Raw genomic sequence first — 22793 nt, 5'->3', positions numbered from 1 at the left:
TACTGTGCCTGCCCCTCACCGTATGATCGTGATCCCTCGCCCCCTGCGCCTGACCGTCTACTCGCTGCTGATTATCGCCGGTGCGGTGCTGGCCGCCGCCTTGGCCACGCGCCATGCCGAGCGCCAGGCCCTGGTGGACGACGCTGCCCGTGCCAACCAGCAGTTGGCGCTGTACGCCAACTCGCTGCATACCCTGATCGAACGCTACCGCGCCCTGCCCGCCGTATTGGCCCTGGACTCGGAAATGATCAGTGCCTTGAAAGGCCCGCTGGACACCACCACTCAGGACGTACTCAACCGCAAGCTGGAGCGCATCAACGGTGCGGCGCAATCCTCCACCCTGGAACTGATGGACCGCACCGGCCTGGCCGTGGCCGCCAGCAACTGGAACCTGCCAAGCAGTTACGTCGGGCATAACTACGCGTTTCGCCCTTACTTCAGACAGACCTTGAGCCAAGGCACCGGGCGCTTTTATGCGGTGGGAGTGACCACTGGAATCCCCGGCTACTTTCTCTCCAGCGCAGTGGTGGATGAACACGAGCAGTTTCTCGGTGCCATGGTCGTGAAGCTCGAGTTCCCCGAACTTGAACGCGAATGGGCTCAGGGCAATGACCTGCTGCTGGTCAGCGACGCGCGCGGCATTGTGTTTATCGCCAACCAGCCGGGCTGGCGCTACCGCAACCTGCGTCCGCTGTCAGCCAGTGACCTCGCCGAGCTCAAGGCCACCCGCCAATACGACAAAAAACTACTGCAACCACTGGAAACCCAGACGTTGCAACGCTTTGGCGACAACAGCCACCTGATGCGCGTCAACGGCCCCGACGGCAACGCCAATTACATCTGGGAGTCCCTGCCGCTGAAAGCCGAAGGCTGGACCCTGCACCTGCTGCGCAAACCCCAGTTCGCCTTTGAAGACCAACGCAACGCCGGCCTCGCCGCCGCCGGCTCCTGGCTGGCGCTGGTGTTCCTCGTGCTGTTCCTGACCCAACGCTGGCGCTTGGCCCGCTTGCGCCAACGCAGCCGCGAAGAACTCGAACAGCTTGTGGAAGAGCGCACCCAGGCCCTGCGTACTGCTCAGGACGGTTTGGTGCAATCAGCCAAGCTGGCGGCATTGGGGCAGATGTCCGCCGCCCTCGCCCATGAAATCAACCAGCCGCTGACCGCCCAACGCATGCAGTTGGCGACCTTACGCCTGCTGCTCGATCACGGCCGCGTGGATGACGCCTATAAGGCGCTCACCCCGCTGGACGACATGCTCACGCGCATGGCCGCACTGACCGGCCATCTCAAGACCTTCGCCCGCAAAAGCCCCAGCGGCCTGCGCGAACGCCTGGACCTGGCCACCGTGGTCGACCAGTCCCTGCACTTGCTCGACGCACGGCTGCGCGATGAAGGCATCGGCGTGATGCTGGACCTGACCCGCCCCGCCTGCGTACGCGGCGACGCGATCCGCCTGGAACAGGTCTTGATAAACTTGCTGCGTAACGCCCTTGATGCGATGGCTGACAAGCCGCGCAAACGCCTGGAAATCCGACTGCACGCCGATCAGCAACTGTGGCAACTGACCGTCAGCGACAGCGGCGGCGGAATTGCCGACGACCACCTCAGCAGCGTGTTCGACCCGTTCTTCACCACCAAACCCGTGGGTGACGGGCTCGGCTTGGGGCTGGCGGTGTCCTACGCTATCGTGCACGAATTGGGCGGGCGCCTGATCGCCAGTAACCGTGGCGACGGCGCGGTGTTTACCCTGACTTTGCCTATCGCGTTGGAGACGCCCGACCTATGTTGAACGCGGTAATTGTGGTCGATGACGAAGCCAGCATTCGCACGGCCGTCGAACAATGGTTAAGCCTGTCGGGGTTTGAAGTGCAGTTGTTCAGCCGCGCCGAAGAGTGCCTGGCGCAACTGCCCAAGGACTTTCCCGGTGTGATTCTGAGCGACGTGCGCATGCCCGGGCTCAGTGGCCTGCAATTGCTGGCTGAAGTACAACGTCGCGACAAAGATTTGCCGGTGATCCTGCTGACCGGCCATGGCGATGTGCCGATGGCCGTGGAAGCCATGCGCGACGGTGCCTACGACTTTCTGGAAAAACCCTTTAGCCCAGATGCGTTGCTCAACAGCCTGCGCCGTGCCTTGGACAAGCGCGGGCTGATTCTGGAAAACCGTCGCCTGCATCAACAGGCCGACCATCGGGCGCAGTTGGAGTCGAGCTTGCTGGGCGTGTCCCGGGGTTTGCAAAACCTGCGGCGCCAGGTGCTGGACCTGGCGACCTTGCCGGTCAATGTGCTGATCCGTGGCGAGACTGGCAGCGGCAAGGAATTGGTTGCCCGCTGCCTGCATGATTTCGGGCCACGGGCGAAAAAACCGTTCGTAGCGCTCAACTGCGCAGCCATCCCCGAGCAGCTGTTTGAAGCGGAACTGTTCGGTCACGAAAGCGGTGCGTTTACGGGGGCTCAAGGCAAGCGCATCGGCAAGCTGGAGTACGCCCACGGCGGCACGCTATTCCTGGATGAAATCGAAAGCATGCCACTGGCCCAGCAGGTGAAACTGCTGCGGGTGTTGCAGGAACAGAAGCTGGAGCGACTGGGCTCCAATCAAAGCATTCATGTGGATTTGCGCATCATCGCCGCCACCAAGCCGGACCTGCTGGAAGAGGCGCGTGCCGGACGTTTTCGTGAAGACCTGGCCTATCGGCTGAACGTCGCGCAATTGCGTTTACCGCCCTTGCGCGAGCGCCGCGAAGATATTCCGCTGCTGTTCGACCATTTTGCACAAAGCGCCGCCGCACGCCTGGGCCGCAGCGTTGAACCGTTGAGCGGCCCGCAGTTGGGGCGCCTGCTCAGCCATGACTGGCCGGGCAATGTGCGCGAACTGGCCAATGTCGCCGAACGCCAAGTGCTGGGGCTGGGCGAACCGGAGCCGGAGGGCATCGAGCCCGGACAATCGCTGGCGGCGCAGCAGGAAGCCTTTGAGGCGCATTGTTTGAAAGCGGCGCTGACTCGGCACAAAGGCGATATCAAGGCAGTGCTGGCGGAGCTGCAACTGCCGCGCCGCACCCTCAATGAAAAGATGCAGCGGCATGGGTTGGTGCGGGAGATGTTTCTCTAGGTCAACGCGTGTGTCGACTCTCATGCCCTCATCGCAGGCAAGCCATAAGCGGATTTCCGCTCACACCCTGAAATTTATCAGCGACTTTCCGCTCAAAAAAATCTTACGGTCCTTCTAAACCGGGCCTTCGTCTATTTGGCACAGCTCCTGCTATAGCCCGAACCAGGCTGCGCTCGCGCCGCTCCACAAAAACAATTAGATGAAGGATCCTTCAATGGATAACTCCAACACCTTGCCTCTGGGGTCGGTGGCCGCGCCGGCGAAAGAACGCACCACCTCCAGCCGCATCAAGTCGATCTTCAGCGGATCGGTCGGCAACATGGTCGAGTGGTACGACTGGTACGTCTACGCCGCCTTCTCGCTGTACTTCGCTAAAACCTTCTTCCCCGCCGGTTCCTCTACCGCGCAGTTGATGAACACTGCCGCCATCTTTGCCGTGGGTTTCATCATGCGCCCTATCGGTGGCTGGCTGATGGGCCTCTACGCTGACTACAAAGGCCGCAAAGCTGCGCTGATGGCCTCGGTATTGCTGATGTGCTTCGGCTCGCTGCTGATCGCCCTGACCCCGGGTTATGACACCATCGGCATCGGCGCACCGATCCTCTTGGTGTTTGCACGTTTGCTGCAGGGCCTTTCGGTCGGCGGTGAGTACGGCACGTCGGCCACCTACCTGAGTGAAATGGCAACCAAGGAACGCCGCGGTTTCTTCTCCAGCTTCCAGTACGTGACCCTGATCTCCGGCCAACTCATCGCCCTGGCGGTGTTGATCGTGCTGCAACAAGTGCTGACCACCGAGCAGCTGTATGCCTGGGGCTGGCGTATCCCGTTCGCCATCGGCGCGCTGTGTGCCGTGGTCGCGTTGTTCCTGCGTCGCGGCATGGAAGAAACCGAGTCGTTCACCAAGAAAGAAAAAGCCAAGGAAAGCGCGATGCGCACCTTGATGCGTCACCCCAAAGAAGTGATGACCGTGGTCGGTCTGACCATGGGCGGCACCCTGGCGTTCTACACCTACACCACCTACATGCAGAAATACCTGGTGAACACCGTCGGCATGAGCATCTCCGACTCCACCACCATCTCGGCGGCAACGCTGTTTCTGTTCATGTGCCTGCAACCCCTCGTCGGTGGGCTGTCGGACAAGGTTGGTCGTCGGCCGATCCTGATCGCCTTCGGTATCCTCGGCACCCTGCTCACCGTGCCGATCCTCACCACCCTGCACACTATCCAGAGCTGGTGGGGCGCGTTCTTCCTGATCATGGCGGCGCTGATCATCGTCAGCGGCTACACCTCGATCAACGCAGTGGTGAAAGCTGAGCTGTTCCCTACCGAAATCCGCGCCCTGGGCGTGGGCCTGCCGTATGCGCTGACCGTGTCGATCTTCGGTGGCACCGCTGAAGTCATCGCGCTGTGGTTCAAAAACATCGGCATGGAAACCGGCTATTACTGGTACGTGACTGCCTGTATCGCGGTGTCGTTGGTGGTCTACGTGACCATGAAAGACACCCGCAAGCATTCGCGGATTACCACGGACTAACGTTTCGTCAGCAATAAAAAAGGGGCTGTGTCAGTTGATGACACAGCCCCTTTTTATTGTCAGGTCAGGACAGCTCTGCAACCTCACGCCGCCCATACCGGCGCTGCGCATACGATGCCCCGACAATCATCACCACCAGTACCGCCGCCAACACCGCCGATGAGCCGATAGTGCCGAAATCCAGCCCGCCCTTTTCATGGGGCTTGGTGAGGAAGTCGCCCAAGGTCGCACCAAACGGTCGAGTCAGTACAAAGGCCACCCAGAACAACAACACCGATGAAATGTGGGTGAAGTATTTGAGTGCTACCACCACCGCAATGGCCGAGCCGATCAACAAGGCACCTCCGGCAAAACCCAGCCCGGAATCATCCGCCAGGAAGTCGCCCAACGCGGTACCCAAGGTGTTGGAGAACAGGATCGCCATCCAGTAGAACAGCTCACCTCGAAAGGTCTGCACTTTGTTCACGTTCAGCGAATCACCGCTGAAGTGCCACAACGCGAAGATGATCATCAGGATCGCAATCAGGATCATGGAGCCGGTGGCATAACCCAGGCCCAGTGTGCGGTCCATGAAGTCCGACATCGTGGTGCCCGCCGTACTGGTGGACAAGATCACGATCCAGTACAGCACCGGGTTGTAGGTCTTCGACCAGAGTTGCGTCACCAGGGTGACGAGAAACACGCTGATCAGGATCATCGAACTGATGGCGTATCCGACATTCAAGGTCATCGACAGCAAATCCCCGGCGGTTTCACCCAGGGTGGTTGCGCAGATTTTCATGACCCAGAACGCCAGGGTGATCTGAGGAAGTTTGTTCATGGTGCAGAAGGCTCCGAAGCTCAGTCTTTCAATGGGCCGACTTATAGGGGAGTCGACCAGGCGCGCAGACTGAACGTGGGGCTGTGAAAAATAGGTGGGCAATCAATGAAAATTCCATATGGCCGATGGAAATTCGTCGTCATGCCTTGCAGTATGGCCACCTCACCGAATCCAACAGCAGGAACCCCGGCCATGTCTGACGATATCCATTTCTATGAACCTGCCAACGGCCACGGCCTGCCCCACGACCCGTTCAATGCCATTGTTGGCCCACGGCCGATTGGCTGGATTTCGTCACACGACAGTGAAGGCCACCTGAACTTGGCGCCTTACAGTTTCTTCAATGCGTTCAACTACATTCCGCCGATCATTGGGTTTTCCAGTGTCGGGCGCAAAGACAGCCTGAACAATATCGAACAGACCGGCGAGTTTGTGTGGAACCTGGCCACCCGTCCGCTGGCCGAGCAGATGAACCAGAGTTGCGCGGCGGTTTCACCGCACGTGAATGAATTCGAGTTGTCCGGCCTGACGCCGGTGGCATCGAAAATCGTCGGCGTACCACGGGTGGGCGAGAGCCCGGTGTCGTTCGAGTGCAAAGTGACGCAGATCATTCAACTGCAACGCGCCGACAAACAACTGGTGCCGAGCTGGCTGGTGTTGGGCGAAGTGGTCGCGGTGCACATTGCCAAATGGTTGCTCAAAGATGGCATCTACGACACCGCCGCCGCCGAGCCCATTTTGCGCGGCGGCGGCCCAGCGGATTACTTCCAGTTGGGGCCTGAGGCGTTGTTCAAGATGTACCGACCTAAAGCTTAGGACGCAGGCGCCCAGGCCAACTGCCCCTCTTCGTCGACATTGATCAACCGCTCTAATTGCAGAGCGGCCGCATCATCGGCATCAGAGGCTGTCTTGAACTTCTGTCCATCAAGGATCTTGTGAAACTGCGGTGCACCCATGCCATCCAGTGCCTTGATGGCGACGGCAGCGCTGTAGCCACCTTCCCCAGGTACTACGGCGGAAACGGCTTCGTGGTGGGCAAACTCTTTACGTGCCATGTTGCAGGTCCTGGCCAATGGAAAGTCGGCCATTCTAACCCGCTCAACCGGCCAGTTGCAGGTACTCACCGTAGGCATGCACGGCCGATGCATCGGTGAAGGTCTGGAAGTCCATGCTGCGGACCACCATATCGTTCAACAGCTCGGTGAAGATCATCAGGGCCGGAGAGTTGAAGTAGGCACTCATCGCCTGCTCGCTGCTCCAGAAACCCGAGACCAGCCACACATCGGGATCAACCTGGGAATGCTGCAACGAGAATTGCAGGCAACCCTGAGCCTGACGGCCCGGTTCGATCAAACTGCTCAAGCGTGCACCGAGTTCGGTGCTGCACCCGGTACGGGCACGGATAAAGGCCATATGGCTCGCGGGAATGGGGGTGGACATGTTCGACTCTCCCGTTGAGAAGTGATGCTCGGCAAGCACTGTGAGGGCGTGTTGCCACAGGATCAAAGATAACGGCGCGGGCGTGGGCGCAGTTAGTCAATTCCTGCAGGCTTATTGCACAATCCTGCGAGAAGCGTAGATAGGAAGCTTGGTGCGTTGGCGTTATTCCCGGCGCTCCCTCAGTGTTTCAGGGAGATGACAGCCCCCATACTTGCCTGATTCACGACGTATCGCAGGATCAGGCAAGGATTGTGCAGAATCGACGTAACACCTTTTGAAAAGCCGCCTTAAGCTGAGCCCATCAAAGAAGCATGCAGAGGTCGCCCCATGTCGTCGCCTGAACATAAGTCCATTCCCCTCGATGCCGAGATGGAAAAGCAGCGCGCCGAACTGGCCAGCATCGTGCACCGCCACACCTGGGAAGATGGCTCCTACGGCACGGCAATCGCTTCGCTGTATCTGAACCGCCACAACACGCCGCGCGACTTCATGCCGGTGCTGGTTGAGCCCGCCTTGTGCATCCTGGCCAGTGGCAGCAAGGAAGTGCGCCTGGCCGACGAAATCTTTGCCTACGACCCACTTAACTACTTGGTGTTCTCGGTTGCCATGCCGGTGGCCGGGCGGATCATTGATGCCACGCCGGAAGATCCCAACCTGTCGGTACGTATCAATATCGACCCGGCGCAGCTCACGGCGCTGATCGCCGAAGCGGGCCCGATGGGCGTGCCGTCGCGCCCAACCTCCCGCGGCATGTACGTCGACCGCATCGACAACCAGTTGCTGGACGCGGTATTGCGCTTGGCGCGTTTGCTGGATGCGCCTAAAGACATCGCAATGTTGGCGCCGCTGATCAACCGCGAAATTCTCTATCGTTTGTTGCGTGGGCCACAGGGCTATCGGCTGTATGAAATCGCCGTGGCTAACAGTCAGAGTCATCGCGTCAGCCAGGCCATCAAGTGGCTCAACGGCAACTACGAACAACCGTTGCGCATTGATGACTTGGCCAAGGAAGTGAACCTCAGTGTCTCGACCTTGCACCACCGCTTCAAGGCGATCACCGCCATGAGCCCACTGCAATACCAGAAGCAACTGCGCTTGCAGGAAGCGCGGCGGTTGATGATTGCCGAAGGGCTGGAAGCGTCGGCGGCGGGGTATCGGGTGGGGTATGAAAGCCCGTCGCAGTTCAGCCGGGAGTACAGCCGGTTGTTTGGAGCGCCGCCGTTGCGCGACTTGGCCAGGATGCGCCAGAGCATCTAACAAACCTCATCCCGTAGCAGCTGTCGAGCGCCAGCGAGGCTGCGTCGGGTGCGACTCGATCCTGAGTCGGCAGTGCGTCTAACGCAGCCTCGCTGGCGCTCGACAGCTGCTACGGATGGGATCAGTCGAGGGTTCGGGGTAGCTGCAAGGTCACTCGCAGTCCGCCCTCGCGCAGGTTCTGCAAACTCACTTCGCCGCCATGGCTATGGGCAATGTTACGCGCAATTCCCAGCCCCAAGCCGTAACCCTGCTGCTGGCCGGCCAGTCGAAAGTGCGGCTCAAACACTTGCTCAAGGCGCTGTTCGGGCACGCCCGGCCCCTCGTCATCGACGTGCAGGATGAACTCCGCGCCATCGTCCTCGATATGCAAATGGGCGTTCTGCCCGTACTTCAAGGCGTTGTCGATCAGGTTGCCGATGCAGCGCTTGAGCGCCAGCGGTTTGCCCGGGTACGGCGCCAGGGCACGACCGCCCTGGGTGATTCGGCCGTTACCGTTGGGTGCCAGGTAAGGCTCCACCAGGCAATCGAGTACGTGATTGAGGTCTACCGGCTCGATGTTTTCATGAATGTCAGTGTCTTTGACACATTGCAGCGCGCCCTTCACCAGCAACTCCAACTCGTCCAGGTCGCGGCCGAATTTGGTTTGCAGGTTCTCATCTTCGAGCAGTTCCACGCGCAGGCGCAGGCGGGTAATCGGCGTGCGCAAGTCGTGGGAAATAGCACTGAACAATTGGCTGCGCTCAGTCAGGTAACGGCTGATGCGTTCGCGCATGGCATTGAACGCGCGGCCCACTTCCACCACTTCACTGCCGCCGCCTTCGGCCACCGGCTCCACGTCGGCGCCCAGGGACATGTCGCGTGCCGCTCGCGCCAGGCGCTTGAGCGGCCGGCTCTGCCAGTGCACCAGCAGGCCGATAAACAGCAACAGGAAGCCGCTGGTCAGCACGATAAACCACACCTGTTGCGACGGCAGGCCTTGTTCTTCAAGGCTGGTGTAGGGCTCGGGCAACAACGAGGCGATGTATAGCCACTCGCCAGGGGCGAGCTGGATCTGGGTGACCAGCACCGGCGGGTTCACCGGTTCGAGGGTCAACGCGTAATGCGCCCAGGAGCGCGGCAATTCATCGAGTTTCAAGCCGGCGTTGAAAATACGCAGGTCCTCGGCACTGACGAACTCCACCGAGATATGCACGTCGCCGCCCAGGGTCTGGCGCAACACTTCATCCACGGCTTGCAGCACCGCTTGCTTGCGCGGGGTTTGCGGCAATATCTGCATGTCCAAGGGGCGATCGTTGAGGGTCACCACAAAACGGGTGCCGCCCATGCTGCGCAACTGATCAAGCACTAACGGGCGATAGGCCACCGGCAGCGAGCGGAAGTAACTCACGCTGGCCGTCATCGAATGCGCCAGGCTACGGGCGCTGGTGACCAGGCCTTCGAGCTGGGTGGCACGCAATTGCGAGACCCAGATCACGCTGGACAGCGCCTGGGCGAACAGCACCGCCAGCAACGTCAGCAGCAGCATTCGCCCCAGCAGCGAACGCGGCACCGGAAAGCGGCGACGGCGTTCGGTCAGATGTTCAGTGGGCATTGCCGGCAACCACGCTGGCTGCCAGCTGATAACCACTGCCGCGCACGGTGCGGATCAGCCTTGGGGGTTTTTCGGTATCACGCAGACGTTGGCGCAGGCGGCTGACAGCCATGTCGACGATCCGGTCCAGCGGCATCAGGTCGCGGCCACGGGTGGCGTTGCCGATGGTGTCGCGGTCGAGAATTTGTTGAGGGTGATCGAGAAACAATTTGAGCAAGGCGAAGTCGGCGCCGGAGAGGATGACTTCTTCGCCGTCGATGTGGAACAGGCGGTGACTGATCATGTCCAGGCGCCATTCATCAAATACCCATACATCGCCACCACTGCTGCGCTCCTGACCAAACTGGGCACGGCGCAGCAGGGCCTTGATCCGCGCCTGCAACTCGCGAGGGCTGAACGGTTTGCCGATGTAATCATCAGCGCCGAGTTCCAGGCCGATCACACGGTCGGTTTCATCGGAGCTGGCGGTGAGCATGATGATCGGCACCTGCGCCTGGCGCGGGTGCTGGCGAATCCAGCGGCAGAGGCTGAAACCGTCTTCGTCGGGCAACATCACATCGAGGATGACCAAGTCGCACGGCGCCTCGTTCATCGCCTGGCGGAACCCCGCACCATCCGGCACGCCACGCACCTGGAAGCCGGCGCGACTGAGGTAGGTTTGCAGCAATTCGCGGATTTCCTGGTCGTCGTCGACGAGGAGAATCGATTTACTGATTACGCTCATGGGGCCCTCCTTGTTGTTATGGGGTGTTCCTGATGGCGCCATCACGACCTACGCAAACGCCTGCTCAAGCGCCACGCCCGCGCCAGTCAGCCCGGAATACGGCGCGGTCACCAACCACACCGGAATACCTTTGAAGTAGTCGCTCATGCAGCCTTTGTCAGCGAAGCTCTTGGCAAAGCCACTGTTGATAAAGAAGTCGGCAAACCTCGGTATCACCCCGCCCACGATGTACACGCCACCGCGCCCACCGGTGGTCAGTACGTTGTTACCGGCAACACGGCCCAGCCAGATGCTGAACTGGTTCAATACTTCCATCGCCACCGGGTCGCCGGCCAGACCCGCCGCCGTGATGGCTTCGGGCGTGTCCAGCACCGGCGTGTGACCGTCGACCGCACAAATGGCGCGATACACTCGCGGCAAACCGCCACCGCTCAAAGCCGTCTCGGCGCTGACATGGCCGATTTCAGTGTAAATGTGCTGCCACAGCTGGGTTTCACGCGGGCTGCTCAGCGGCAGGTCGACATGGCCCCCCTCCCCCGGCAGCGCCGCCCAACGGCCTTCACCCAAGTCCAGCAAGGTACCGACGCCGAGGCCGGTGCCCGGACCGATCACTACCGCAGGGCGCAACGGTTCCGGGGTGCCTTCGCAGACCACGCGAAACTCGTCAGGCTTGAGGCGAGTCATGCCCAGGGCCATGGCCGTGAAGTCATTGACCAGCAGCAGCTCATCCACCTGCAGGGTTTTGCAAAACGCAGTCTTGCTCAGGCGCCAGTGATTGTTGGTGAATTTAAATTCATCGCCACTCACCGGCCCGGCGACCGACAGGCACACCGCACCGATGTCCCCGATTTCCAGGCCTTCTTCCTTGAGATAGACCTTGATGGCCTCTTCAGGGCTGGAGTGATCCGCCGTGGCATGCACGCGGATCGAGTGCAGTTCCTGATCCCGCCACAACGCAAAACGGGCGTTGGTTCCACCAATATCACCGACCAGCGCAAGCTTCACTTAAGCGTCTCCAAGGCAGAGGTAAAGGCGCTGGCGCCCTGCTCTGCGGAGCTTGCGGCCAAGCGCATAAATGCAAACAGCTCGCGACCAGCCCCCACGTTATTGCCCAACAGGCCCGTGGCAGGCGTACGCGCTGCGAATTCTTCGGCATCCACCTTAAGCTCCAAGGTGCCCTTCACGCCATCGACGCGAATGATATCGCCATCTTTGACCCGTGCCAGCGGCCCGCCGCTCTGAGCTTCGGGGTTGACATGAATCGCGGCGGGGATCTTACCCGACGCGCCGGACATACGCCCGTCTGTCACCAACGCCACTTTGAAACCACGGTCCTGCAACACGCCGAGGAACGGCGTCATCTTGTGCAATTCCGGCATGCCATTGGAGCGCGGGCCCTGGAAGCGCATCACAGCAACGAAGTCTTTTTCCAGTTGGCCAGCCTTGAACGCATCGGCCAGGTCCTGTTGATCCTGGAACACCACCGCCGGTGCTTCGACGATCTGGTGCTCCAACGCCACGGCGGAGACCTTCATCACGCCACGGCCGAGGTTGCCCTCCATCACGCGCAAACCACCTTCCGGCGAGAACGCACGGGCCACGGGGCGCAGGATGGCTTCGTCGAGGCTTTCGATCGGGCCGTCACGCCAGATCAGTTCGCCGTCGACCAGGAACGGCTCCTGGGTGTAGCGGCTCAGGCCAAAGCCTGCAACGGTGTTGACGTCGTCGTGAAGCAGACCCGCTTCCAGCAGTTCGCGGATCAGGAACGACATGCCGCCCGCGGCCTGGAAGTGGTTGATGTCGGCCTTGCCGTTTGGATACACGTGGGACAGGGTCGGCACTACCTCGGAGAGATCGGCCATGTCCTGCCAGGTGAGGATGATGCCCGCCGACATGGCGATGGCCGGCATGTGCAGGGTGTGGTTTGTCGAACCGCCGGTGGCGTTGAGCGCGACGATGGAGTTGACGATGGATTTCTCGTCGACGATCTCACCGATCGGCGTGAAGTTGCCATTGGCCTTGGTCAGGCGAGTAACTTGGTGCGCAGCTTCGCGGGTCAGCGCATCACGCAGCGGCGTGTACGGGTTGACGAACGAGGCGCCCGGCAAGTGCAGGCCCATCACTTCCATCAGCAACTGGTTGGTGTTGGCGGTGCCGTAGAAGGTGCAGGTGCCGGGGCTGTGGTAGGACTTCATCTCCGATTCCAGCAGCTCTTCGCGGGTAGCCTTGCCTTCGGCGTAGCGCTGGCGCACATCGGCCTTCTGCTTGTTGGAGATGCCAGACGGCATTGGGCCGCCAGGGACGAAGATCATCGGCAGGTGGCCGTAGCGCAGTGCGCCCATCATCAGGCCAGGGACGATCTTGTCGCAGATACCGAGCATCAGCGCGGCGTCGAACATATTGTGGGACAGCGCTACCGCCGTGGACATGGCAATCACTTCACGGCTGAGCAGGCTCAGCTCCATGCCGGGCTCGCCTTGGGTCACGCCGTCGCACATCGCGGGGGTGCCACCAGCGAACTGGCCGACCGAGCCGACTTCACGCAGGGCTTTCTTGATCTGTTCCGGGAAATGCTCATACGGCTGGTGCGCCGAGAGCATGTCGTTATATGACGAAACAATTGCCACGTTGGCGGCATTCATCATGCGCAGGCTATTTTTATCTTCAGTGCCGCAACCGGCCACGCCGTGGGCAAAGTTGGCGCATTGCAGTTTACCGCGCATCGGGCCGTCGCTGGCTGCGCCGCGAATAAGCGCAAGGTAAGCCTCGCGAGTGGCGCGGCTACGGGCGATAAGCCGTTCGGTGACCTCAAGAACGCGGGGATGCATGTATAGAACTCCAGGCTAACGGATGTGGCGACCTGAGTGTCTATGCTGGTCAAACGCCCGCCGCGAAGAGGTTGGCAGGGTGTTACTTGACCAATCGGACCAGTTGATTCAGGTCACTCGTTGTAGATTGAACAAAATATTGCCACTAAAAAGGCTTGTTTTCTATTTTTATGCGAATAATCTTGTAATTCTTACAACAAATCGACGACAGGCACTTTCCAATGACTCTTCGTATCGCAATCAATGGTTTTGGCCGTATTGGCCGTAATGTCCTGCGCGCACTGTATACCCAAGGCTACCGTCAGGATTTGCAGATCGTCGCCATCAATGATTTGGGCGACAGCGCAATCAACGCCCACCTGCTCAAATACGACACCGTACATGGCACTTTCGAAGCAGAGGTCGCCCACGATCAGGAAAGCCTGACCGTCAATGGTGACCGGATTGCCGTCAGCGCCATTCGCAACCCAGCCGAACTGCCATGGGCTGCGCACAAGATCGACGTAGTGTTCGAATGCACCGGTCTGTTCACCGACCGTGACAAGGCTGCGGCCCATATTACCGCCGGCGCGCGCAAGGTGATCATCTCCGCACCTGCCAAGGGCGCGGACGCCACCGTAGTCTATGGCGTGAACCACGACATTTTGCGTCAATCCCACCAGATCATTTCCAACGCTTCGTGCACCACTAACTGCCTGGCGCCGGTCGCCCAAGTACTGCACCGTGAGCTGGGTATCGAAAGCGGCTTGATGACCACCATTCACGCCTACACCAACGACCAGAACCTGACCGACGTTTACCACACCGACCCGTACCGCGCGCGTTCGGCGACTCAGAACATGATCCCGAGCAAGACCGGCGCCGCCGAAGCGGTCGGCCTGGTACTGCCGGAGCTGGCAGGCAAGCTGACCGGCATGGCGGTGCGTGTACCGGTGATCAATGTGTCGCTGGTGGACCTCACCGTGCAGTTGAAAAAAGAAGCCACGGCAGAGCAAGTCAACGCACTGCTGAAAGAAGCCAGCCAGCACTCGAAAATCCTCGGCTACAACACCCTGCCGCTGGTTTCGAGTGACTTCAACCATAACCCGCTGTCATCGATTTTCGATGCCAATCACACCAAATCCAGCGGCAAGCTACTGAAAGTGCTGGCTTGGTACGACAATGAGTGGGGCTTCTCCAACCGTATGCTGGATAACTGCTTGGCGCTGTGTAACGCCGAGTAAGCAAATGATTGGCTCACAAAAATAGTCCCTTGCCATTTCAGTTGATGATAAGCATTATCATTAACTGCATCTCGGTCTGGTACCACTGTGAGCCAATCTCGCTTCAACCAAGTCTTTCTCACCCAACGGGTGATTCTGCTACGCACCTTGCAGCGGATGGTGAATAACCACAGCACTGCCGAGGACCTGTTGCAGGAAACCTACCTGCGCGTCACTCGGGCCCTGAGCGAGCGGCCGATCGATCACCTCGAACCTTTCGTCTACCAGACTGCGCGCAACCTGGCGCTGGATCACCTGCGTTCGCGCAGGATTCAGGCCCGCACGCTGCAGGAAGATGTCCCGCTGGACATCCTGCAAAGCGTCGCCGCCCCCACCAGCACTCCCGAAGACGCCACCCAGGCCGAGCAATTGCTCGAACACCTGAGCGTCAGCCTCGGCCAGTTGAGCGCCCGTCAACAGCAGATTTTCATCCTCAGTCGCCTGCACGGTTGCAGCTACCAGGAGATTGCCGATCAGTTGCAAGTGTCCTTGAGCACCGTGCAAAAGGAGCTGAAATTGATCATGGCCATCTGCGTAGGTGTGGCCGAACGGCTGGATCAGCCTTAAGCTTCTCCGACAGATGTGTCGATCCAGGCTGTAGGAAAGATGAATAGAACGTGGCGAAGACCCGAGGAACACCGTGACGGACCCGAATAAACTGCGCCCCCATGAGCTGGCTCATGAGGTGTTGCAAGACACGGCTATGGACCAAGCCCTCGACTGGCTGATCGCCTTGCAGTGCCCGCAACCCGGGCAGCAAGTCGAGTTCGAAGCCTGGCTGGCCAGTGACCCGGCGCACGTCCACGCATTCAACAAAGCCCAGGCCGCCTGGGGTGGTGCGCCGGTGCACAGTGCAGCCGTGGCCCTGGCTGCACCGCGCAAGCCGACAGTTTGGCGCCGCATCAAGCCGCATTGGAAACCCTTGGCCACCGCTGCCATGTTGCTGATCGGGCTGTTCAGCTTCAGCAACCTGCCCGTGCGCCTGCAAGCCGACCACCTCACCGTGGTCGGTGAACGCCAGCGCCTGGAACTGGACGATGGTTCGAAAGTGCTGCTGAACACCAATTCGGCGTTTTCCAGCAGCATCAAGGATCACCAGCGCATCGCTCGCCTGTACCAAGGCGAGGCGTTTTTCGACGTGGTGCCCAGCCGTGGCCTGCCTCTGGAAATCGATGCTGGCCCGGTTCGCGCCAGCGTGCGCGACACGGCCTTCGCCGTGCGCTACCTCAATGGCGAAGCCCAGGTGCAAGTGCAGCGCGGTGATGTCGACCTGAGCAATACCTTCGACGATGCCCGCGTACGCCTGAGCGCCGGTGAAAGTATCCGTATCGGCCCCAAGGGTTTCGGCCAACCCGCCAAGCTGGATGCCAGCAAGGACCTGGCCTGGGTCCAGGGTCGGCTGGTATTCGAAAACTGCCCGATGAGCGAAGTGCTCGCTGAGCTGCGCCGCTATTACCCCGGCTGGATCGTCAACACCAACGATAAGCTCGCAAGCACAGCCGTCACCGGTAATTATCGCCTCGACCAACCCCTCGATGTCGTGCGCTCCCTGGCACACATCACTTCGGCCAAGCTTTCGGAATACCCGGCGCTGGTCATTTTGAACTAAATGAGAATTATTTTTACTCGATAGCTGTCGGCGGTACGTCTCGTCTTAGCCAATGCAACTGATTCCTATTTGATTCGGTTCGCAACTATAAGATTCGTACCTCCGGAGCGCTCTCGATGTCCTCTCGTTTCAACCGCCGGTCTTCTTCGCCCGTCCTGTCCTTGCTGACCGCCGCCATCCTGCTGGCCAGCGCGCCAGCCATGGCAGCTACCGCCGCCGAGCCGGTCGCCCGCAGCCACGGCAACTACAACTTCAGCATCGAGCAGCAGTCTCTGGTCTCGGCACTGAATGCCTTTACCAGCGTGACCGGCTGGCAAGTCGGCCTGCCGGCGGAGCTGGGCCAGGGTGTTTCGTCCCCTGGTGTACGCGGCCCGTTGTCGCCGGAAAAAGCCCTGGACCGGCTGTTGGTGGGGACCAACCTGAGCTACCGCAAACTGGGCAATAACAGCATCGTCCTGGAAAAGCGCGCGGCGGGCAGTACCCTCAACCTGCAACAAGTCACCATCAGCGCCACCCGTACCGAGCAAGACGTCAACAGCGTGCCAAGCACCGTCAGCGTGCATGAGCGCCAGGAACTGGACCGCCAGAACGTGAACACCATTCGTGAACTGGTGCGCTACGAACCTAACGTCTCAGTGGGCGGCGCCGGCACCCGTGCCAGCAATGCGGGCTACAACATTCGCGGTATCGACGGTGACCGCATCCTCACCCAGGTAGATGGCGTCGAAGTCCCCGACAACTTCTTCAACGGCCCGTACGCCAAGACGCGCCGCAACTACGTCGACCCGGAAATCGTCAAGCGCGTGGAAATCCTCCGCGGCCCAGCCTCGGCCCTCTACGGCAGCAGCGCCATCGGCGGCGCCGTGAGTTACTTCACCCTCGACCCGGATGACATCATCAAGCCCGGCCAAGACTTCGGCGCCCGCCTGAAAACCGGCTACAGCTCCGCCGATGAAAGCTGGCTGACCTCCGGCACCGTCGCTGGCCGCGTGCAGGACTTCGACGGTTTGCTGCACCTGAGCCAGCGTAATGGCCATGAAATGGAATCCTACGACGGCAACAACGCCACCGGCCTGTCCCGCACCGGCGCCAACCCGGAAGATGCGCGCACCACCAACGTACTGGCCAAATTGGGTTGGAATTATGGGGATGACAACCGACTGGGCCTGACGTACGAAAAGTTCAAGGATGATCGCGACGTCAATCTGAAAAATGCCGTGGGCGGCCCATTCGCGGGCGGGCGAGGCTTCAACTTCTACCGCGCCCGTTCGGGTAACGACACCATCACCCGTGAGCGTTTCGGCATCGAAAACCGCTTCGCCCTCGACTCGCCGATTGCCGATCACATCAAGACCAGCCTCAACTACCAAATCGCCAAGACCGACCAGTCCACCTCCGAGATTTACCAGCCGTCGCGCCGTGTATTGCGCACCCGCGAAACCCTCTATGAAGAAAAACAGTGGGTCTTCGACGCGCAGTTGGACAAGGCCTTCAGCGTCGGTGAAACCGATCACCTGGTGACCTATGGCACCACCCTGAAACAGCAGAAAGTCACCGGTTCCCGCGAAGGCGCCGCCACCTGCCTGGCCGTCGGCGGCGGTTGCACTGCCATCGGCGCGCCGAGCCCCAGCGCCAGCGACAGCGTGAAAAAGTCCAGCGACTTCCCGGACCCAACCATCAATACCTATTCGCTGTTCGCCCAGGATCAGATCGCCTGGGGCAAATGGACCTTCCTGCCCGCCGTGCGCTACGACTACACCCAGCTCAAACCAGAGTTGACCCAGGCGTTCCTCAACACCGTCAACCCAACCGGTAAAGACCCAGTGAGCGACCAGGAAAAAACCTGGCACCGTGTAACGCCCAAGTTCGGCCTGACCTACGCGCTCACCGAGAACTACACCTGGTTCGGCCAATACGCCGAAGGTTTCCGCACACCATCGGCCAAAGCCTTGTACGGCCGCTTTGAAAACTTGAATCAGGGCTACACCGTCGAACCCAACCCGAACCTCAAGCCGGAAAGCAGCAAGGGCATAGAAACCGGGATTCGCGGCAACTTCGACGCAGGCTCGTTCGACATCGCCGTGTTCTACAACAAATACCGCGACTTCATCGACGAGGACGCCTCTGTCGCTGGCGGTAACGTGCAACAGTTCGAAGCCAACAACATCAAGCACGCCACCATCAAAGGGATTGAAGCCAAAGGCCGCCTGAACCTCGACGCATTCGGTGCACCGCAAGGCCTGTACACCCAGGGCTCGGTTGGCTACACCTATGGCCGCAACGACGACAACGGCGAGGCGCTCAACAGCGTCAACCCACTCAAAGGCGTGTTCGGCTTGGGCTACGACAAGGACAACTATGGCGGTCTGCTGAGCTGGACCCTGGTGAAGAAGCAGAGTCGCGTCGACAGCACGACCTTCCACGCGCCCGACGGCAGCACCGACGGCCCATTCAAGACGCCAGGCTTCGGCATTCTTGACCTGAGCGCGTACTACAAAGTCACCAACGACGTGACCGTCAATGGCGGCCTCTACAACCTGACCGACAAGAAATACTGGAACTGGGATGACGTGCGCAGCTACGACAGCGTCGGCGAAGCCGCTGTAACCGGCCCGGCCAACCTGGACCGACTGACTCAGCCTGGTCGCCACTTTGCGATCAACCTGATCTGGGACATCTGACAACCCCACACTCACCTCGCCGACATTTCATCGGCGAGGTGAGGATTTTTTACTGTGCCGCGTCTTCTTGTTCGTCTAGTTGATAACAGCTCTGCAACGCTTCAGAGCACCAAGGCGCTCCCCTTCTCAAGGACTTTTTCATGACCGTTTCTCCTACCGCAGAACGCCCAAGCCTGCGCTCACAGCGCCTGAACCAGATCACCAACGAGCCGCACACCAAGCTCGACGCACTGGTCAAGGCCCACGCCCCATTTGAAACCCAGGCCAACTTCGCTCGCTTCGTGGTCGCGCAGTACCTGTTTCAATCGGAATTGGTCGGCCTGTACAACGACGCCGAGCTGATCAAAATCGTCCCAGACCTGGCCGAACGCTGCCGCGCCGATGCCGCCAAGCTGGACCTGGGCGACCTGGACACCGAAGTGCCTGCACCGGTCGCCGGCGCCGTGAAAAACCCGAGCAAGGCCCAAGCCCTGGGCTGGTTGTTCGTCTCCGAAGGCTCCAAGTTGGGCGCTGCGTTCCTGATCAAGCGCGCCGTGGGCCTGGGCCTGAGCGAAACCTTCGGTGCCCGTCACCTCGGTGAGCCGGCCGGTGGTCGCGCCGAAGGCTGGAAGAACTTCACCCGCACCCTCGATGGCCTGGAATTCAGCGCAGAAGAAGAAGCCGAGGTAGAAAAAGGCGCGATCGACGCGTTCGTGCGCTTCACCGTGCTGCTGGAACAGGCGTACGCTAGCGCCCCAGAACTGGCCTGACCCATCGTTTGAAATGCGGTCAAATGTGGGAGCAAGCCCGCTCCCACATTTAAATCTCATTTCAAGCTGACTTTTTCCTCTACTTCGCAAAAAACATGACCGGCAAAACCCAATCCACCTCAAAAATCGCGCGGATCCTCTTCGGCCTGCTGGCCTACGTCAGCCTGGGCATTGGGTTGGTGGCGATTGTCATACCGGGTTTGCCCACCACCGAATTCATCCTGCTCGCCGCCTGGGCCGCCACCAAAAGCTCGCCGCGCCTTAGCGCCTGGCTGGAAAACCACCGGTTATTCGGGCCGATTTTGTTCAACTGGCGCAATGGCAAGATCATCGCGCGCCGCGCCAAAATCAGCGCCACGGTGAGCATGCTGTTGTGTGCCGGTTTGATGCTGGTAATGCTCGATCACGGCTGGCCGATCTACCTGGCGATTGCCGGGATGAGTCTGGGCAACCTGTGGATCTGGTCACGCCCGGAACGGCTTGCAGCCCCCGTGTAACGTTGCGTGTAGTCCTTTCCCTACCGTTCATCGCCTTCCTCTAATGAAACAACTTGTTACGCCGATGTTCCGGACATAGCGCCGAATGGACTTGGCTCGCCCTGCTTGCATTCCAACAAGTCCAATCGCGAGTGAACCTATGTTCGACACCCTCTCCATCCGCTTGAAAATCGTGCTGCTGTCCGGCCTTTGCCTCTTGGGGGTGATTGCGCTGATCATCGGCATCAACCTGTACGAGGCCGGCCGGAACAACCGCCTGGTCAGCGATTCAAGCTCGCGAATGCTCACCAACAGTGTGCAGAACCTGTTGCAAGCCAAGGCCGGCGAACAAGCCGTACAACTGCAAAAAACCTTTGGCGAAAGCCTGGTGGTAATCACCGCATTAGCCGACCAGATCAAGGGCCTGCGTAACACCGCAGCCAAGCGCGGGCTGGAAGCGGGCGCCCTGCGTGAAGAACTCAACCAGAGCCTCAAGACCGCCTTTGAGCGCAACAGCCGGGTGCTCGGCATCTGGCTGTCGTTCGAACCCAACGGCCTGGATGGCAAAGACAACGAGTTCGTCGACGACAAAGCCCGCGTCTCCAACGAAAAAGGCCGTTTCTCCAGCTACTGGAGCCGCGCCGCTGGCGAAGGCTTGAACACCGTGATGGTCGAGGACGACCTGACCAAGACCACCCCCAACCTCAGCGGCACGCCCTACAACATCTGGTACACCTGCCCACGAGACACCCGCGGTGTTTGCCTACTGGACCCGTACGCCGATGAAGTAGCGGGCAAGTCGATGCTGATGACCACCATCTCCCTGCCGTTGATCGTGGACGGTAAAGTCATCGGCGTAGTCGGTGTCGACCTGGCCCTTAATGCCCTGCAAGCCGCCACGGATGCGGCGCAAAAAGACTTGTTCGACGGTGCCGGGTATCTCGAAATTCTCTCCAGCACCGGTTTGATTGCAGCCTTCAGCGGCCAGCCGGACATGGTCGGCAAAAACCTGATCAACACCCTCGGCGCCGAAGGCAAAGAGATCGTGCAACTGCTCGCCAGCGATACCCGCATGATCCGCGAACAGGACGACACGATTCGCGCCGTGTACCCGGTCAAGCCGATCGCCGACTCCAAATCCTGGGGCATCGTGATCAAACTGCCCAAACACGTGATGCTGGGCGACGTGGTGAAACTGCAAGGCATACTCGACAAGGCCCAAAGCGCCTCCACACTCGAGGCATTGCTGATAGGGGCCGTCGCCGCCCTGCTCGGTTTGCTGTTGATCTGGCTGACCGCCACCGGCGTGACCCGTCCGATCAACAACGTGGCGGCCATGCTCAAGAATATTGCCAGCGGCGAAGGTGACCTCACCCAACGCTTGGCCTACACCAAAAAGGACGAACTGGGCGAACTGGCAAACTGGTTCAACCGCTTCCTCGACAAGCTGCAACCGACCATCGCGCAGATCAAACAAAGCATCACCGAAGCGCGTGGCACTGCTGATCAATCCTCAGCCATCGCGCGCCAGACCAGCGAAGGCATGCAGGTGCAATTCCGCGAAATCGACCAAGTGGCTACCGCCTCCAATGAAATGAGCGCCACCGCCCATGATGTGGCCAACAGCGCGTCTAACGCCGCCAGCGCGGCACGTGGGGCTGATCAGTCGGCGCGTGAGGGCATGTCGATCATTGAGCAGAGCACCCGCGATATCACCACCCTCGCCGAAGAAGTCAGCAAGGCGGTGACTGAAGTTGAAGCCCTGGCGGTGAACAGTGAGCAGATTGGGTCGGTGCTGGAAGTGATCCGCAGCATTGCCGAACAGACCAACCTGCTGGCGCTGAACGCCGCCATCGAAGCCGCGCGTGCCGGGGAAAGCGGACGTGGTTTTGCGGTAGTCGCCGACGAAGTACGCAACCTGGCCAAACGCACTCAGGATTCCGTGGAGGAAATTCGCGTGGTGATCGAGCGCATCCAGAACGGCACCCGCGGCGTGGTGGAGACCATGCATTCCAGCCAACACCAGGCCCAGAGCAATGCCGGGCAGATCCATCAAGCGGTGCAAGCGTTAGGCAAGATCAGTGACGCAGTGACGGTGATCAGCGACATGAACCTGCAAATCGCCAGCGCCGCCGAACAGCAGAGCGCCGTGGCCGAAGAGGTCAATCGCAACGTCTCGGCGATCCGCACCGTGACCGAAACCCTCACTGGCCAGGCCACCGAATCGGCGGCTATCAGCAGCCAACTGAATGCGTTGGCCACCCAGCAGATGAAGTTGATGGATCAGTTTCGGGTATAGCGCTGCCTTGGAAACACTGAGAACCATGTGGGAGCCGGGCTTGCCCGCAATGCGGGCAACTCGGTTTCCCTGGGAGACTGGGTCGATGCCATCGCAGCATAGGTATTTACACAGCTCTTGGCGCTTGGCCATTTTCTTTAGGTAGATATGAGTACATATCCGTTGTTGCGGTAACGGCCGCTTAGGGTTCCGCCCTTACGGCGGGTCACTTTTGGAAAAGAGCCCGGAATGCCGGCCCAGCCAAAAGTAACCAAAAGGGCTCTTGCCCCACCACTCGGCACCTCGCCTAGGCTCGGTGTGCCTGCGTGCGGCCAGCGTGGTTAATGGGGCGCCTGAGATCAAGATCACAAGCAGATCAAAAGCAGAGCACGGCGGCCTGAAAGCCGACCTGAGTGGTGTGGATCAAAAGCCAGAT

The 22793-nt window shown here is 60.1% G+C and carries 19 protein-coding genes and 1 pseudogene; 13 read left to right on the top strand and 7 right to left on the bottom strand.

The genetic code is table 11. From position 1 onward, the window contains the following. Window positions 1–22: 22 nt before the first annotated feature. The 3 genes from BFL40_RS12705 (at window position 23) to BFL40_RS12695 (ending at window position 4642) form a co-directional block, all read left to right on the top strand. Entirely contained in the window at window positions 23–1789 is a 1767-nt protein-coding gene (locus BFL40_RS12705; RefSeq protein WP_071484320.1) for a sensor histidine kinase, read from the top strand. Then, on the top strand, window positions 1783–3108 hold the full coding sequence (gene mifR / locus BFL40_RS12700; RefSeq protein WP_071484319.1) for a sigma-54-dependent transcriptional regulator: 1326 nt from the start codon (window positions 1783–1785) through the stop codon (window positions 3106–3108). The genes BFL40_RS12705 and mifR overlap by 7 nt, the downstream gene beginning before the upstream one ends. Before the next feature lie 214 nt (window positions 3109–3322). Continuing rightward, the gene (locus tag BFL40_RS12695; RefSeq protein ID WP_071484318.1) at window positions 3323–4642 is read left to right on the top strand and encodes an MFS transporter; all 1320 of its coding nucleotides are present in this window, start codon (window positions 3323–3325) and stop codon (window positions 4640–4642) included. Between the two features lie 64 nt (window positions 4643–4706). Here the strand turns inward: BFL40_RS12695 and BFL40_RS12690 are convergent, their stop codons facing one another. Further along, window positions 4707–5462: a COG4705 family protein gene (locus BFL40_RS12690; protein ID WP_071484317.1), complete on the bottom strand. Its 756-nt coding sequence runs from the start codon at window positions 5460–5462 to the stop codon at window positions 4707–4709. Between the two features lie 192 nt (window positions 5463–5654). Between BFL40_RS12690 and BFL40_RS12685 the strand changes: the two genes are divergently transcribed. Then, on the top strand, window positions 5655–6278 hold the full coding sequence (locus tag BFL40_RS12685) for a flavin reductase family protein (RefSeq protein WP_071484316.1): 624 nt from the start codon (window positions 5655–5657) through the stop codon (window positions 6276–6278). Here BFL40_RS12685 and BFL40_RS12680 read toward each other — a convergent pair. Beyond that, a complete protein-coding gene (locus BFL40_RS12680) occupies window positions 6275–6550 on the bottom strand; it encodes a hypothetical protein (protein ID WP_071484315.1) in 276 nt (91 codons plus the stop codon). The two genes, BFL40_RS12685 and BFL40_RS12680, sit on opposite strands and share 4 nt — an antisense overlap. A 10-nt stretch (window positions 6551–6560) precedes the next feature. Further along, complete coding sequence (locus BFL40_RS12675) at window positions 6561–6902, bottom strand: antibiotic biosynthesis monooxygenase family protein (RefSeq protein WP_071484314.1); 342 nt, start codon at window positions 6900–6902, stop codon at window positions 6561–6563. Window positions 6903–7229: 327 nt separating this feature from the next. Here BFL40_RS12675 and BFL40_RS12670 point away from each other — a divergent pair, with 327 nt between their 5' ends. Next, window positions 7230–8159 carry an AraC family transcriptional regulator gene (locus BFL40_RS12670; protein WP_071484313.1) on the top strand — a complete coding sequence of 310 codons (930 nt, stop codon included), beginning with the start codon at window positions 7230–7232 and terminating at the stop codon, window positions 8157–8159. A gap of 121 nt (window positions 8160–8280) precedes the next feature. Here the strand turns inward: BFL40_RS12670 and BFL40_RS12665 are convergent, their stop codons facing one another. The 4 genes from BFL40_RS12665 to edd are packed head-to-tail and all read right to left on the bottom strand — an operon-like array spanning window position 8281 to window position 13302. Continuing rightward, entirely contained in the window at window positions 8281–9708 is a 1428-nt protein-coding gene (locus tag BFL40_RS12665) for an ATP-binding protein (RefSeq protein WP_408003976.1), read from the bottom strand. 31 nt (window positions 9709–9739) lie between these two features. Then, window positions 9740–10474, bottom strand: a complete 735-nt coding sequence (locus BFL40_RS12660) for a response regulator (RefSeq protein WP_071484311.1) — start codon at window positions 10472–10474, stop codon at window positions 9740–9742. Between the two features lie 48 nt (window positions 10475–10522). Next, window positions 10523–11479, bottom strand: a complete 957-nt coding sequence (locus BFL40_RS12655; RefSeq protein WP_071484310.1) for a glucokinase — start codon at window positions 11477–11479, stop codon at window positions 10523–10525. Next, window positions 11476–13302, bottom strand: a complete 1827-nt coding sequence (edd, locus tag BFL40_RS12650) for a phosphogluconate dehydratase (RefSeq protein ID WP_071484309.1) — start codon at window positions 13300–13302, stop codon at window positions 11476–11478. The genes BFL40_RS12655 and edd overlap by 4 nt, the downstream gene beginning before the upstream one ends. A 221-nt stretch (window positions 13303–13523) precedes the next feature. Between edd and gap the strand changes: the two genes are divergently transcribed. From gap to BFL40_RS34600, 8 genes and pseudogenes are all read left to right on the top strand, one after another. Next, entirely contained in the window at window positions 13524–14525 is a 1002-nt protein-coding gene (gap, locus tag BFL40_RS12645; protein WP_071484308.1) for a type I glyceraldehyde-3-phosphate dehydrogenase, read from the top strand. Window positions 14526–14612: 87 nt separating this feature from the next. After that, complete coding sequence (locus BFL40_RS12640; RefSeq protein ID WP_071484307.1) at window positions 14613–15131, top strand: RNA polymerase sigma factor; 519 nt, start codon at window positions 14613–14615, stop codon at window positions 15129–15131. A 73-nt stretch (window positions 15132–15204) separates the two neighbouring features. Then, on the top strand, window positions 15205–16173 hold the full coding sequence (locus BFL40_RS12635) for a FecR family protein (protein ID WP_071484306.1): 969 nt from the start codon (window positions 15205–15207) through the stop codon (window positions 16171–16173). A gap of 116 nt (window positions 16174–16289) precedes the next feature. Next, a complete protein-coding gene (locus BFL40_RS12630; protein ID WP_071484305.1) occupies window positions 16290–18854 on the top strand; it encodes a TonB-dependent receptor in 2565 nt (854 codons plus the stop codon). A 140-nt stretch (window positions 18855–18994) separates the two neighbouring features. Continuing rightward, on the top strand, window positions 18995–19603 hold the full coding sequence (locus tag BFL40_RS12625) for a biliverdin-producing heme oxygenase (protein WP_071484304.1): 609 nt from the start codon (window positions 18995–18997) through the stop codon (window positions 19601–19603). Window positions 19604–19698: 95 nt separating this feature from the next. Next, window positions 19699–20100, top strand: coding sequence for a YbaN family protein (locus BFL40_RS12620; protein WP_071484303.1), 402 nt, complete (start codon window positions 19699–19701; stop codon window positions 20098–20100). A gap of 85 nt (window positions 20101–20185) precedes the next feature. Then, a pseudogene (locus BFL40_RS34605) lies at window positions 20186–21520 on the top strand (methyl-accepting chemotaxis protein); the annotation flags it as partial. Window positions 21521–21622: 102 nt separating this feature from the next. Beyond that, window positions 21623–22378 carry a methyl-accepting chemotaxis protein gene (locus tag BFL40_RS34600; RefSeq protein WP_408003977.1) on the top strand — a complete coding sequence of 252 codons (756 nt, stop codon included), beginning with the start codon at window positions 21623–21625 and terminating at the stop codon, window positions 22376–22378. Window positions 22379–22793: the final 415 nt, after the last annotated feature.

Origin of the sequence: Pseudomonas costantinii (genome assembly GCF_001870435.1) — a bacterium.
Classification (GTDB): Bacteria; Pseudomonadota; Gammaproteobacteria; order Pseudomonadales; family Pseudomonadaceae; genus Aquipseudomonas; species Aquipseudomonas costantinii.
The sequence above is the reverse complement of the archived record's forward strand: the minus strand, read 5'-3'. Positions and strand labels throughout refer to the sequence as shown.